Origin of the sequence: Pseudacidobacterium ailaaui (genome assembly GCF_000688455.1) — a bacterium.
Taxonomy (GTDB): Bacteria; Acidobacteriota; Terriglobia; order Terriglobales; family Acidobacteriaceae; genus Pseudacidobacterium; species Pseudacidobacterium ailaaui.
Window position 1 is genome coordinate 1,637,580 of record NZ_JIAL01000001.1, and the last position, 13,259, is coordinate 1,650,838.

A 13,259-nucleotide genomic window follows, 5' to 3' on the forward strand; every position below is an offset into this window, starting at 1 on the left:
TTCGGGGAGTGGAACGGAGCAGCGCGTGAGAGGGGAATTTTTATCAAAAACAGGAAGAGTGAATACAATCAAAATTTGCTGTCATCTTATTCGCTGGCAAGAGATTTTCTGATTGGCCCGTTCGCGCATAACCCGTCGTGATTTGCTGCGCAATGCTGGCGCCTCCAGCGTGCTTGCCCTCGGTGTTCCGGTCATGGGGCAGAACCAGGCGCAGCCTCCGGCCGTGAAGCCGGGCCAGCAGCCGCAGACCGAACAAGAAGCAGCGCAGCAGTATCAGCGGGGTGTGGGGGTCTTCATCAACCGCCCGCTGACGCAGGTCTCCAGGCAGGCCGAGGCCTTGCTGGACGATCTGGAAGGCCGGGGATGCGATTACTTCTACAACGAGGCGCATCCGAAGACCGGGCTGGTGCGCGACCGCGCTCCGGCCGAGGGACGGTCACTGGGGCGGGTGGCCAGCATTGCCGCGACGGGGTTTGGCCTGACGGCGCTATGCATTGCCGCCAAACGCAACTATCTGCCGAAGCTGCAATGTGAAGAACGTGTTGAGAAGACGCTGGCCTTTTTGTTAGAAGATTGCCCGCATGAACACGGATTTTTGTATCACTTTATTGACATGGAAAGCGGCCAGAGGATGTTTGGCAGCGAGCTTTCCTCAATTGACACCGCACTGCTGTTGTGCGGGGTGCTGACCTGCCGCCAATACTTTGCCGGCAATGCCCGGATTGAGGCGCTGGCTACGACCTTCTACCGGCGCATTGACTGGCAATGGATGCTGAACGGCGGGACGACGCTTTCCATGGGCTGGCTGCCGGACCTGGGATTTTTGAAGCACCGCTGGGACATCTACTCCGAGCTGATGACCATGTATCTGCTGGCCATTGGCTCGCCCACCCATCCGATTCCGGCCGAGACGTGGAATGTGCTGCAAAGGCCATTGGTGCAGTTCGGCGGCATCAATTACATCAGCGGACTGGCGCCGCTGTTTATCCACCAATATGCCCATGCCTGGTGCGATTACCGCAATCAGCGGGACCTGCACGCCAACTACTTCACCAATTCGATTGCGGCGACGCGCGTCCACCAGCTCTGGTGCCTGACGCTGGGAGGCAAGTTTCCCTGGATGGACCAGGACCTGTGGGGCATTACCGCATCGGACTCGCGCGAAGGATATCGCGTCTGGGGCGGTCCGCCGGCCATCGGACCGCTGGACGGTACGGTCGTGCCGTGCGCCTGCGCCGGATCGCTGCCGTTTCTGCCCGCCGAGTGCTCGCACGTGCTGCTGACCATTCGGGAGAAATATGGTGCCCGGGCATGGACACGGTATGGATTTGTGGATGCATTCCATCCCAAGGCCAACTGGTACGCTCCGGACATTCTGGGGATTGACCAGGGCATCAGTGTGCTGATGGCAGAAAATCTGCGCACCGGCTTTGTATGGGAGCAGTTCATGAAGAACCGTGAAGTGGCCCACGCCATGCGTGAGGTCCAGTTTCATCCCGACCCGGATGTGAATTCGCAGGTGCTATAGAGGGGGATACTTCCCTGCAAAGTGTGTCTTTCAGGCAACAGAGAGTTCTTTCCTATACATCGAAGAAATGAGAACAGGTCCTGCCCGGTCCGCCTTGGGTTGCGAAAGAAGGTGTAAAGACAACCCGCGCATGGTCGATGAACCTTTCAAGCGGCAAAGCGGGAGCGGCGGGGCAAAAGGCAGGGGAGTAAGTCAATGCGGGTCTTCAGGATGCAGCCAAACCAGCCAGAATCGGAAGGAGCGCAGAGGCTTCCAGAGGCAACCAGGGACCTGCTGCGGGCCAACCAGTTGATTGCAATCGGACAACTGGCCGGGTCCATTGCGCATGAGATCAACAATCCACTGGAAGCCATTGCCAATCTTCTTTACCTGATGGAACAGGACAAAGACCTCTCCACGCAATCCAGGTCTTATTTAAAGCTGGCGGAACAGGAGCTCGGGCGGGTCATTCAAATCAGCAAACAGACCCTGAATTTTTATCGGGAAACGCCGTCTCCGGTCACGATGCAGGTGAGCGACCTGATGGAGGAAGTACTGGTGCTTTACTCGCGGCGGCTCCAGGAAAAGCAGATTCAGCTGCACCGCAGATATCATCCGCAGCAAAAGGTGGCGCTTTTCCCCGGGGAGATGCGACAGGTCTTTGCCAATCTGGTGGCGAATGCAGTGGAGGCCTGTCCGCGTGGTGGTGGACTCTGGCTGCGCGTGCATCCGACGGTCATGGGCAATGGGCAGCGGGGCGTGCGTGTGACGGTTGCGGACAATGGCAGCGGTATGGACCCTGCTTTGCTGCGCAAGATAGGCAGGCCCTTTTTTACGACCAAGGGGCAGCAGGGGACGGGCCTGGGCCTGTGGGTGACTATGTCGATTCTGTCGAGAAATGGCAGTAAGCTGCGTGTCCGCTCGCATACTGGGGCAGAGCGTCACGGAACCGTCTTCAGCATCCTGATACCGGCCGAAGCAGCCACAGTATCCCACCGAGAAAGTATGTGCCATCTTCCCCGGTGGCGTGTCGCCAGCTAATCTTCGAGAAGTTGCCCATCGGGAGGACTGCCCGAGCAGAATGGAGAATGGCCGCGTGCCCTTGCCATCGGCCTTTCGAGCCAATTGACTTTGGGCGAAAATTCCCTTATCCTGAAATCCTTGCGCAGTTCCGTATTTGTCCGCCTGTGGGTACAGGACAAGGCGGTGAAAGAAATTCGGAAGTATCCCGACTCATTGAGACTGCGCCAACCCTCACGCGAACAGAGACTGTCCGGCCGTGGGAATTTGTGACCATGGCCCGGTTGCGTGGGCGAAAAGCGTTTCTACGCAGAGATTTAGCTGGAGATAAGGAAGATGGCGACGTACATTCCGAGCGCGAAGGAAATCAGCCGCAAATGGTTCGTGCTGGACGCAAATGGCAAGACCCTGGGGCGTCTGGCGACCGAGGCTGCCCGTGTGCTCAGCGGCAAAAGGAACCCCAGATACACGCCCTTTATCGATATGGGAGATCACGTCATCGTGATCAATGCTGAGAAGGTCCGGTTGACCGGGCTGAAGAGCCAGAGCAAGATTTACCGTCGCTACACCGGGTTTCCCGGCGGTCTGCGCGAGGAATCCTTTGTGCGCCTACTGGAGCGTAAGCCGGAAAAGATTGTGGAAGAGGCGATCAAGGGAATGCTGCCCAAGACCAGGCTGGGCCGCCGGATGGCTTCCAAGCTGAACGTGTATCGCGGTGACCAGCACCCGCATCAGGCCCAGAAGCCTGAGGTGCTGGAAGTCAAGGCATAAGGATTCGGATTTTAAAGGACAACCATGGCAGATTTGGTCCAGTATTACGGAACGGGGCGGCGCAAGGCGGCAATTGCCCGCGTGTTTCTGCGTCCCGGAAGCGGCGATTTCAAGGTCAACGATAAGCCATTTGAGACATATTTTGTTACCGAGCAGCAGCGCGTATCGGCAAAGCGGCCTCTGGTCCTTACTGAAACGGCGAACACGTTTGATGTTGTCGTGCGGGTCAGTGGCGGCGGAGTGGCGGCCCAGGCCGATGCAGTCAAGATGGGCATTGCCCGTGCTCTGCTGGAGTTTAATGCGGAACTGCGCAAGACGGTGAAGGCCGATGGCCTGCTTACGCGGGATGCTCGTGTGAAGGAGCGCAAGAAGTATGGCCAGAAGGGCGCCCGCAAGCGCTTCCAGTTCAGCAAGCGCTAGTGCGCTGCGCTGGTGGACCAGTGAGAGTGAGGCCTTGGCAGCTGAAGGTTGCCGGGGCCGTTGGTGTCTGCCAGGAACCAGGTTTTTGAGCAAGTAAATCTTCCCAAATAGGGGAATCAATCCCGGCCCTCAACTGCCGGGATGCAATCCACGAAGGAGGCTGTTTGGCCACAATCACCATGAAGGAGCTGCTCGAAGCGGGCGTCCACTTCGGGCATCAGACAAAACGCTGGGACCCTCGCATGAAGGAATACATCTTCGGCGAACGGAACGGCATTTACATCATCGACCTGCAGAAGACCCTGAAGATGTTCAAGGATGCGGCGCGCTATGTGACGGAAGTTGCCGCCCAGGGCAAGATCATTCTGTTTGTCGGCACCAAGCGGCAGGCGCAGGACGCCATCGCTGAAGAAGCCACGCGCTGCGGCATGTTCTATGTGAACAACCGCTGGCTGGGTGGTTTGCTGACCAACTGGGTGACAGTGCAGAAGTCGGTCAAGCGCCTTCAGGAACTGGATGAGATGGCCACGGACGGCCGCTACGAACTGCTGACGAAGAAGGAAGTCATTCGGCTGGAGCGCGAGCGCAAGCACCTTCAGGCAAACCTGGCCGGTATCAAGAACATGAAGCGTCTGCCCGACGCCCTGTTTGTGATCGACTCCAACAACGAGGCCATTGCCGTGAAGGAAGCCCGCAAGCTGGGCATTCCTGTGGTTGCTGTGGTGGACACCAACTGTGACCCGACGGTGGTGGATTATGTGATTCCGGGCAACGATGACGCTCTGCGTGCCATCCGGTTGTTCGCCTCAAAGATTGCGGATTCGGTGATCGAAGGCGTGCAGCTTGTAGGCGACAAGCAGTTTGCGGAAGCTGTAGGCGGTACGGCGGCGGAGACCCAGGCAGAGGGCGAAGGTGCGGTGGAAAACATCACGGCCAGCAGCTCGGAGTATGACGAAGATGTGGACCTGGAGGCGGCTCTAAGCGGTGTAATCCGCAAATCTCCCTCCGTGGTCAGCTCATTGGATGAGGCTGAGGCGGCCGAAAGCAGCTACTGAAGATCCGGACCAGACTCAGGATGCCTGAAAGCGTGGCTGCGGTAGACATGGGCCACGCTTTCGTTGTGTCTGGATCTTTTCGCTTTCCTGATGGGACGAAGAGAAAAGCAGCTCCTCCGTTCCGTTGTTACGCGGCTCCGGTCGGAATGGCAAACTGAAATCATATCGCTCAGGAACGACCATCGTGAATGGTCCGGTGCGCGATATAGAAAGATTGGGAAAAGGGAATGGCAACTGTGACTGAAAAAATTGATGCAAAGCTGGTGAAGGACCTGCGCGAGAAGTCGGGTGCGCCCATGGGTGACTGCCTGAAGGCCCTGCAGGAAGCCAAGGGCAATATGGAAGAGGCGTTTGTAATTCTGCGCAAGCGCGGAATGGCCTCGGCCCAGAAAAAGGCCTCGCGCACCACAAATGAAGGTGCGGTGGGCACCTACATCCATGCCGGGGGCAAGATCGGCGTGCTGGTGGAAGTCAATTGCGAGAGCGACTTTGTGGCCCGCACCGCGGACTTTCAGGAGCTTCTGAAGGACATTGCCATGCACATTGCGGCAACCGACCCGCGCTATATCCGCCGCGAAGACGTAACGGCAGAAGACCTGGAGCGCGAGAAGGAGATCTTCCGTGCGCAGGCGGCCGAGACGGGCAAGCCTGCTCCGGTGATTGAAAAGATCGTGGAGGGCAAGATGAGCAAGTTCTATGAGGAAGTGTGCCTGCTCGAACAGCCCTTCATCAAGGACCAGACCGTTTCCATCAAGGACCTGATTGCGCAGAAGGTAGGCAAGCTGGGTGAGAACATCACCGTCCGGCGCTTTGCCCGCTTCAAGGTCGGAGACCCGAACTGGACTGTGGCACAGACCAAAGCTACGGCCACGGAAGAACAGCAATAACCGCAGGACCGTTCCTGGTCCGACAGCAGGACCGCGCACTCTCTCTTGTTTCCGCGAGCAAGGCAGAGGGGAGCGGTCCTACTGCTTTTGCGGGGTTCAGAGAATGTAGCGGGAAAGGTCCTGGTCTTTCACAATGGACGCGACCATCTGGCGGACATACTCTGCGCCGACGAGGGCCACTTTTTCCGTGCCGGATTCCGTTTCACGGTCTACGATCGGCAGCGGGACGGTGGCGCCGTTGTCCATCTCCTTGCCGTCGTTCTTTTCTTTTGCGGCCTTCATCAGGTCCGGTGCGAGGAAGCTGATCTCGTCCAGCACGCGTTCCATGATGGTGTGCAGGCGGCGCGCACCGATGTTTTCTGTTGTTTCATTTACGCGGAAGGCGAAGCGGGCCATCTCCTCGATGGCGTCGGGCGTAAATTCGAGCTTCAGTCCCTCGGTCTCAAGCAGTGCCGTGTATTGCTTGGTGAGCGAGGACTTCGGCTCGGTCAGGATGCGGACAAAGTCCTCAACGGTGAGCGATTGCAGCTCCACGCGAATGGGGAAGCGTCCCTGCAATTCCGGAATCAGGTCGCTGGGCTTGGAGACGTGGAAGGCCCCGGCGGCGATGAAGAGGATATGGTCTGTGCGCACCATGCCGTAGCGTGTGTTCACGGTGGTGCCTTCGACGATAGGCAGGATGTCACGCTGCACACCTTCGCGGGAGACGTCCGGGCCGTGTCCGCCTTCTCGTCCGGCGATCTTGTCAATTTCGTCAAGAAAGACGATGCCTGAATTTTCCACGCGCTCAACGGCGATACGTGTGACCTGGTCCATGTCCACCAGACGGTTTTCTTCCTCCTGCACCAGGTACTCGAAGGCCTCGGCCACCTTCATTTTGCGCTTTTTCGTACGCTGGCCAAAGAGGTTGGGCAGCACGTCTTTCAGGTTGATGTCCATCTCCTCCACACCCTGACTGGAGATGATCTCGAAGGCGGGCATATTGCGCTCGCGCACATCAATTTCTACCGTGCGGTCATCCAGCTTGCCCTCGCGGAACTGCTGACGCAGTTTTTCTCTTGTGCGCTGGTGTGAGTCAGAGGAGAGGGCGGTGCTCGTGCTCTGCTCTGCGCCCTGCGCTGCCGCTGCCGGTGCTGGTGGAGGAAGCAGCAGGTCCAGCAGGCGCTCTTCCGCGTTCAGCTCGGCCTTGTCTTCGACCTCTTCCAGCTTCTCCTCGCGCACCATGTCAATGGCAATCTCCACCAGGTCTCGCACGATGGATTCAACGTCGCGGCCCACATAGCCGACCTCAGTGAATTTGGAAGCCTCAACTTTGAGGAAGGGAGAGTTGGTCAGCTTGGCCAGCCGCCGCGCAATTTCAGTCTTGCCCACGCCGGTAGGCCCGATCATGATGATGTTCTTGGGCATGATCTCCTCGGCAAGGTCCGGGGGCAGCTTCTGGCGGCGCATACGGTTGCGCAATGCGATGGCGACGGCGCGTTTGGCCGCCTTCTGGCCGACGACGTATTTGTCCAACTCGGCAACGATCTCGCGCGGCGTCAGCTCTTCGAGCGCCAGCTCCTGGTCTTCAGCAGTTCCGGGTAAATAAATGGCCATGTGCCTGCTCCTTTCTGAGAGGCGCGCAGAAATTAAGCGTGCAGTTCTTCGATGGTGATCTGGTCGTTGGTGTAGATGCAGATCTGACCGGCAATGCGCAGTGATTTTTCGGCAATCTCGCGGGCGGACAGCTCTGTGTTCTGATACAGCGCACGCGCAGCGGCCAGAGCATACGATCCGCCGCTGCCGATGGCTGCGATGCCCTCGTCCGGCTCAATGACGTCCCCAGATCCACTGATGAGAAACGTCTGGTTGGGATCAGAGACGATCAGCAGCGCCTGCAGATTGCGCAGAATTTTGTCCGTGCGCCAGTCTTTGGCCAGCTCTACGGCAGCGCGGCCAACATTACCGGCATATTGTTCCAGCTTGGATTCAAACCGGCTGAAGAGTGAGAATGCGTCGGCAGTGGAGCCGGCGAATCCAGCCAGGATCTTGTCCTGATAAAGGCGGCGGATTTTTCTGGCCGAGTGTTTGATGACCGACTCGCCCAGCGTTACCTGTCCGTCCGCAGCCATCACGACGCTGCCGTTGCGGCGGACGCAGACGACCGTAGTAGAGCGAATACGCGGAGATGAGGCGGATACTTCCAGGCCACCGGAAGGTGTGCCCGCTGAGGACTTTGAATTCGACATGCTCAAATTCAAGTATAAGATAGCGTGCTTGAATTTGTCCGTTCCGGGCCGATGCAGGCCGCGGCCCTGCTGCCGTGCATGGCGCGCACGCGAGGCAGGGCCTGGCGGTCTGGATCAGGCGCCAGCTTGCCTGGCGGCAAATTCACCGATGAAAGGCAGTTTGAAGAATTCTCCCTTGCTTGCCTTCAGAATGGCCATCAGCCAGGCGAGGAAGAAGACCACGGCGATGCCCAGGTCGACCAGCACAAAAAGAAGCCCAATCAGGGGAACGACATGCAGCACGACCTGAAGGACCATGGTGGCCATCCACACAACAAACCAGGCCACATGCAAAGCAATGCACTGGATAGCATGGAATTTGACCAGACGCATCTTGTTGTAAGGCTCCATCACCAGAAAGACAATGGCGGGGATGATGGTGATGTAGGAGATGGCGGCGGCAGCATTGGCGGAGAGGCCACCGGCTGCGGCCGGCGTGACGGGAACAGCAGCGGTCCCGCCTCCGGTGGAAGCAGCAGCAGCCGCGCTGATGGGTGATCCACAAAAACCGCAGAATGTGGCCTGGGGGCTGACCTCGTTATGACACGAAGGGCACTGCATAGGATGGTTCTCCTGGAGTTGAAAATTTCTAAGGACTGAGCGGGGGGACCTGTCTCGGAACGCCAACAGCATACGCCTGTTTCAGCACGGTGAGCAGAAATTTTTCCCGGACTGTCCTTTGCGCTCTCAGAGATAGTTCCTGATGCGCGGCAGCCGTTTCATGGCATATTTTCGTGCCGGCCTGTGGAGAAGGGCCCTGCGAATCTGGGGTATTCTGCTATCAGGCACGAAGAGAGCAGGACATTTCCAATGAGCAGCCTATCTCTACGCGATCCGGATGTGATTGGGACGCTTACCGTTGCCGCGCTCTTCCTCGCTGGCGCGGGGGCCTGGTTGCTGTTGAGAAAACGGCCCAGTGCGGAGGAAATGGAACGTACGCGGCGGTCCTATCTGGTCAATCATGGCCGCATTATTGACGGCACTTTGCTGGATATTGCGGAGGTCGGGCCGGAAGAGGCCGGCCGACCAGCGGGGATGCATCTCATCCTTTACAAGTATGAAATCGGGGGCGTCGAGTATGAATGCTCCCAGGACGTGACCGCGCTGCGCGATATCGTGAACATCCATGACTGCCGTATCGGATTTCCCTGCTCGGTCCGCTACGACACGCACAGGCCGGAAAACAGCATTGTGGTTGCTGAGAACTGGAGCGGACTGCGGGACGCGGCCAGTCCTCTTTCCCTGCTGCGGCCGTTGCCGCGGCGCGTGCGCACCTGGCGGCCGACCAGATAAACTAGGCTCATGCATGTTCATGGCGCGCCTACGGGCAAAATGAAGCGCGTCCTGCGCCTTTCCTTGCTGGCGACGCTGGCTTATGTGGTCCTCACCTTTGCTGCCGGACTGCGCGCGCATTCCCTGGCCCTGATCTCCGAGGCCGGACACAATATTTCCGATGCCCTGGCGCTGCTGCTTTCCTTTGTGGCGGTCTATTTTCAAGGACGTCCGGCGACCGATGAGAAGACCTTTGGCTACCAGCGGGCCGGAGTGCTGGCCGGTTTTGTCAACGCGCTTTCGCTGATTGTGATCGCGGTGCTTCTGGGCATCGAGGCGGTCCACCGCCTGAGTGCTCCCGTGCAGGTGCAGCCCCGTCTGATGATGATGGTGGCCGCTGCCGGCGTGCTGATGAACGGCGTGATTGCCGCCCTGCTTTCGCGGGTCAATACCGATGTGAACATCCGCAGCGCCTTCATCCATATGCTGGGAGACACGCTTTCGACCGCTGCTGTGATTGCCGGCGGTGCGGCCATCCTCTGGACCGGCAGCACCTGGATTGATCCCGTCCTGTCACTGGGAATTGCCGCCCTGATCCTGTGGTCTTCGGTGGCCATCGTGCGCGAGACGCTGAACATCCTCCTTGAAGGAACGCCGCGCGGTATGTCCCTGTCAGAGATCCGCAAGGAGCTACAGAAGATTGAGGGCGTTGAGGACGTCCATGATCTGCACGTATGGAGCCTGGGTTCGCAGACGCATGCTCTGGCCAGTCATGTGACCATTGCCGACATTCCCCCCTCAGAGAGCGGACGGATTCTCACCCAGATCAAAGTGGTCCTGCATGAGCGCTTTCACATTGATCACACCACCATTCAGTTTGAAAATGCCGGATGCGAGGTGACGCATGGATGTGTGATGGCGGTAGATGCCTTTCATGCCCATTCCCATCATGGCCATGGCCACTGATGGCCCCCAGTTCTATCCGACCGGAGAAGAATTCATTGCGATTGTTCTAGGGCTTTGTCCGGCTGGGCATGATAAAGCTCCTCCACACGCTGCAGCGTGTCAATCTCCTGCACGGGTTTGTCGTTCCGGATGCGCAGGATGCGTGGAAAGCGCAGTGCAAAGCCGCTGTCGTGGCGGTCTGAACGCATAATGTTGTTAAATGCGACTTCCAGGACCACCAACGGCTCCACGGTGCGGAAGTGGCCGTGGTCTTCGAGCGTGTGTGCCTTAAAAAAGTGTGAAAGCTGCTCGATCTCGGCGTCGGTAAGACCAGAATAGGCCTTGCCGATGTTTTTCAGGCGATCCCCATCGCGGACGGCAAAAGTGTAGTCGCTCAACACGCCAGCGCGTCGGCCGTGGCCGTATTCGGCCGCGGTCACCACCACATCCAGCGTCGCCAGCTCGCGCTTCAGCTTGAGCCACGCCAGTCCGCGGCGGCCGGGCTGATAGGCACTGTTCCGGTCTTTGATCATGATGCCCTCATTGCCGCGTTCGCGCGCCTGGGTGTAAGCGCGCTCCAGTTGCTCTGCGCTTTCCAGCTGCATCGCCGGGGCCAGCAGCAGGCGTGGACATGGCGCGGGAGGGGCCTCAAACAGGGCCGCCTGTCCTTGCGGACGGACGTGCGATGTGGCGGGAGCGAGGCGCTTCACCAGCGTTTCCAGTGCCTGCCGACGCTCACGGAGTGGCCGCTCCAGAAGCAGCTCGCCGCCGAGGGAAAGCAAGTCGAATGCAATCCATACCACGGGAACACGTTCCCGCAACTCCTGTGCGACGCGCTTGCGCCCGAGGCGCTGCTGTAAGGAAGTAAAAGGCAGGGCGCGGTTTCCGGCGGGGTTCCAGGCGACAATCTCTCCATCCAGGATGACTGGCTCTGTGATTTGCGCGAAGGCCTCCACCAGCTCGGGAAAGCTCTCACTGATGTCTTCCCGGTTGCGGGAAAAAAGCGCGACGCGGCCCGGCTGGCCCGGATCGCCGCAATGCAGCTGCGCGCGGATACCGTCATACTTGTCTTCTACCTGCGCTTCGCGGATGGCCTCTGTGGGCCGTGTCTGGTGGCCGCCATGCTCTGCGCGCACCTCTTCCGTAAACCGCTCCAGCGCCTCTTCCACGGTGGCGACAGGGCTGGCGAGCATGAATCCCAGCGGATGGAAGAGACGCATTCTTGCCTGGTCCACGGTTCCGGAAATGGCCCGGACTGTGACCTCAGCAAGGTCGCCGGTGAGCATGAGGGCGCGGCGCACCTGCGAGAGATCTGCGTTATAGGCCCGGGCGATGGCCTCTTCGACAAGGCTTTGCTTTACGCCGATGCGCATATCGCCGGTGACGAGCTTGATCAGGTATTTTGCTTCAAGAGGCGTCGCCCGGCCCAGCAGGTCAAGGAGCAGGCGCATCCTGGATGCCGTCCCGCTGGCCGAGGCAATTTGGGCAAAACTCTGCTCCAGCTCCTCCATCGTAAGCGCTTGAGCGCAAGGGGGCTTCCGGGAGTTTGCCAGAAGTTCCTCGGCGGCCGCGCCCAGGTCGCCGTGGCGGCGATAGGCGGCAGAGAGCGTTTCGGGGTCGGCCCCGGTCAGCTCGGCAAGGGCCTTGGACAGCAGCGAGCCGCCCACCTGGAGGGTGCGGCTGTCGGCTTCGGCAAAGGGCCTTCCGGAAAGATAGAGCGCGGTCCGGCCCGCGTCCCGGGCAGAGAGCTGCCTGAGGGAATCCACCATGAGGTCGCGCTTTTCCAGCTTCCGGGATGTGGAGGCCAGCGACTGGCACAATCGGGCGAATTGCAGGAAGCTGGCACTCATGGTCCTCCGCGACAAAGGGGGAAATCTGGTTCTGCGTTAAAATAATAAAGATGCAACTGGCCTTGACCAACGACGCACTCCTCTAGCGGCAGCCAGCCGCCCATACCCGAGCCGCCCATATCTTTGTTCGTCTTTTTTGGAAACCCATCGAACCCCCTTGAGAGAAAGCTTGTATGTTTGAACGTCTGGACCAGATTGCCGCCCGCTACGAAGAGCTCGGCGAACAGCTCGCCTTGCCCGAAGTTGTCTCCGATCCGCAAAAATACCAGAAGATTGCCAAGCAGCACCGCGAGCTGGAGCCGGTGGTCGAGAAATACCGCGAATACCGGCAGGTGCAGAGCGGCATCAGCGATGCCAAGGCCATGCTGAATGAAAGTGATGCAGAGATCCGCGCCATGGCCAGTGAGGAGCTGGCCGCACTCGAACAGCGCCTGCCCAAAATAGAAGAGGACCTGAAGCTGCTGCTGCTGCCAAAGGACCCGAACGACGAAAAAAACGTCATTCTGGAAATCCGCGCCGGGACCGGCGGTGATGAGGCCTCCCTGTTTGCAGCCGAGGTCTTCCGTATGTACTCGCGTTTTGCCGAGCAGCACCGGTGGAAGGTGGAGGTGCTTTCCAGCTCGGAGTCTTCCGTGGGCGGATTGAAGGAAGTCATCGCCATTATTGAAGGCGACCACGTTTATTCGCAGTTGAAGTATGAGAGCGGTGTGCACCGCGTGCAGCGCGTGCCCGCTACGGAAACGCAGGGCCGCGTGCACACCTCCGCGGTGACCGTCGCCGTGCTGCCGGAGGCCGAAGAGGTGGACATCAAGATTGAAGCCAAGGACATCCGCATTGACACTTTCTGCTCTTCCGGCCCGGGAGGCCAGTCCGTCAATACGACCTATTCGGCCGTCCGGATTACGCACCTGCCGACCAATACGGTTGTAAGCTGCCAGGACGAAAAGTCCCAGATTAAAAACCGCGAGAAGGCGATGCGTGTGCTGCGCGCCCGTCTTTATGAGGTGGAAATGGAAAAGCAGCAGCAGGCGCTGGCCAAGGAGCGCAAGCAGCAGGTCGGCTCCGGTGACCGCAGCGAGAAGATCCGCACCTACAACTTTCCGCAGAACCGGCTTACCGACCATCGTATCGGACTGACCATTCACCAGCTGGCTGATGTGATGGAGGGCAAGCTCCAGCCTGTGATTGATGCCCTGATTGCGCATTTCAACGCGGAGCGGCTGAAGGCAGAGACAGCTTCTGCGGCGTAACGACTGGGACGCGCT

13 protein-coding genes are annotated in these 13,259 nt (G+C 59.1%); 9 read left to right on the forward strand and 4 right to left on the reverse strand.

The features are described 5' to 3' along the window. The first annotated feature begins 112 nt into the window (after nucleotides 1-112). The 6 genes from N655_RS17820 (at nucleotide 113) to tsf (ending at nucleotide 5,660) form a co-directional block, all read left to right on the forward strand. Nucleotides 113-1,528, forward strand: coding sequence for a glucoamylase family protein (locus tag N655_RS17820; protein ID WP_238324554.1), 1,416 nt, complete (start codon nucleotides 113-115; stop codon nucleotides 1,526-1,528). 195 nt (nucleotides 1,529-1,723) lie between these two features. Then, entirely contained in the window at nucleotides 1,724-2,548 is an 825-nt protein-coding gene (locus N655_RS17825; protein WP_049961313.1) for a sensor histidine kinase, read from the forward strand. A gap of 315 nt (nucleotides 2,549-2,863) precedes the next feature. Continuing rightward, the gene (gene rplM, locus N655_RS0107230; protein ID WP_026442439.1) at nucleotides 2,864-3,298 is read left to right on the forward strand and encodes a 50S ribosomal protein L13; all 435 of its coding nucleotides are present in this window, start codon (nucleotides 2,864-2,866) and stop codon (nucleotides 3,296-3,298) included. Nucleotides 3,299-3,322: 24 nt separating this feature from the next. Further along, nucleotides 3,323-3,718 (forward strand): 30S ribosomal protein S9, encoded by a 396-nt coding sequence (rpsI, locus tag N655_RS0107235; RefSeq protein WP_026442440.1) that lies wholly within the window; start codon nucleotides 3,323-3,325, stop codon nucleotides 3,716-3,718. Between the two features lie 164 nt (nucleotides 3,719-3,882). Next, nucleotides 3,883-4,773 carry a 30S ribosomal protein S2 gene (rpsB, locus tag N655_RS0107240; RefSeq protein WP_026442441.1) on the forward strand — a complete coding sequence of 297 codons (891 nt, stop codon included), beginning with the start codon at nucleotides 3,883-3,885 and terminating at the stop codon, nucleotides 4,771-4,773. Between the two features lie 227 nt (nucleotides 4,774-5,000). Beyond that, complete coding sequence (tsf, locus tag N655_RS0107245; RefSeq protein WP_026442442.1) at nucleotides 5,001-5,660, forward strand: translation elongation factor Ts; 660 nt, start codon at nucleotides 5,001-5,003, stop codon at nucleotides 5,658-5,660. A gap of 96 nt (nucleotides 5,661-5,756) precedes the next feature. On the opposite strand, the gene hslU is transcribed toward tsf, so the two are convergent. From hslU to N655_RS0107260, 3 genes are all read right to left on the reverse strand, one after another. Continuing rightward, nucleotides 5,757-7,256 (reverse strand): ATP-dependent protease ATPase subunit HslU, encoded by a 1,500-nt coding sequence (gene hslU / locus N655_RS0107250; protein ID WP_026442443.1) that lies wholly within the window; start codon nucleotides 7,254-7,256, stop codon nucleotides 5,757-5,759. 32 nt (nucleotides 7,257-7,288) lie between these two features. Next, complete coding sequence (gene hslV, locus N655_RS0107255; RefSeq protein WP_081823623.1) at nucleotides 7,289-7,888, reverse strand: ATP-dependent protease subunit HslV; 600 nt, start codon at nucleotides 7,886-7,888, stop codon at nucleotides 7,289-7,291. A 114-nt stretch (nucleotides 7,889-8,002) separates the two neighbouring features. Then, nucleotides 8,003-8,488 carry a magnetosome magnetite crystal formation protein family gene (locus N655_RS0107260; RefSeq protein WP_026442445.1) on the reverse strand — a complete coding sequence of 162 codons (486 nt, stop codon included), beginning with the start codon at nucleotides 8,486-8,488 and terminating at the stop codon, nucleotides 8,003-8,005. A gap of 249 nt (nucleotides 8,489-8,737) precedes the next feature. On the opposite strand from N655_RS0107260, the gene N655_RS0107265 reads away from it, so the two are divergent. Both N655_RS0107265 and N655_RS0107270 read left to right on the forward strand, forming a co-directional pair. Continuing rightward, entirely contained in the window at nucleotides 8,738-9,220 is a 483-nt protein-coding gene (locus N655_RS0107265; protein ID WP_026442446.1) for a DUF3592 domain-containing protein, read from the forward strand. A gap of 9 nt (nucleotides 9,221-9,229) precedes the next feature. After that, nucleotides 9,230-10,165, forward strand: coding sequence for a cation diffusion facilitator family transporter (locus tag N655_RS0107270; protein ID WP_026442447.1), 936 nt, complete (start codon nucleotides 9,230-9,232; stop codon nucleotides 10,163-10,165). Between the two features lie 32 nt (nucleotides 10,166-10,197). On the opposite strand, the gene N655_RS0107275 is transcribed toward N655_RS0107270, so the two are convergent. Continuing rightward, nucleotides 10,198-11,994 (reverse strand): ATP-dependent DNA ligase, encoded by a 1,797-nt coding sequence (locus N655_RS0107275; protein WP_026442448.1) that lies wholly within the window; start codon nucleotides 11,992-11,994, stop codon nucleotides 10,198-10,200. Nucleotides 11,995-12,167: 173 nt separating this feature from the next. Here N655_RS0107275 and prfA point away from each other — a divergent pair, with 173 nt between their 5' ends. After that, nucleotides 12,168-13,244, forward strand: a complete 1,077-nt coding sequence (gene prfA / locus N655_RS0107280) for a peptide chain release factor 1 (protein ID WP_026442449.1) — start codon at nucleotides 12,168-12,170, stop codon at nucleotides 13,242-13,244. Nucleotides 13,245-13,259: the final 15 nt, after the last annotated feature.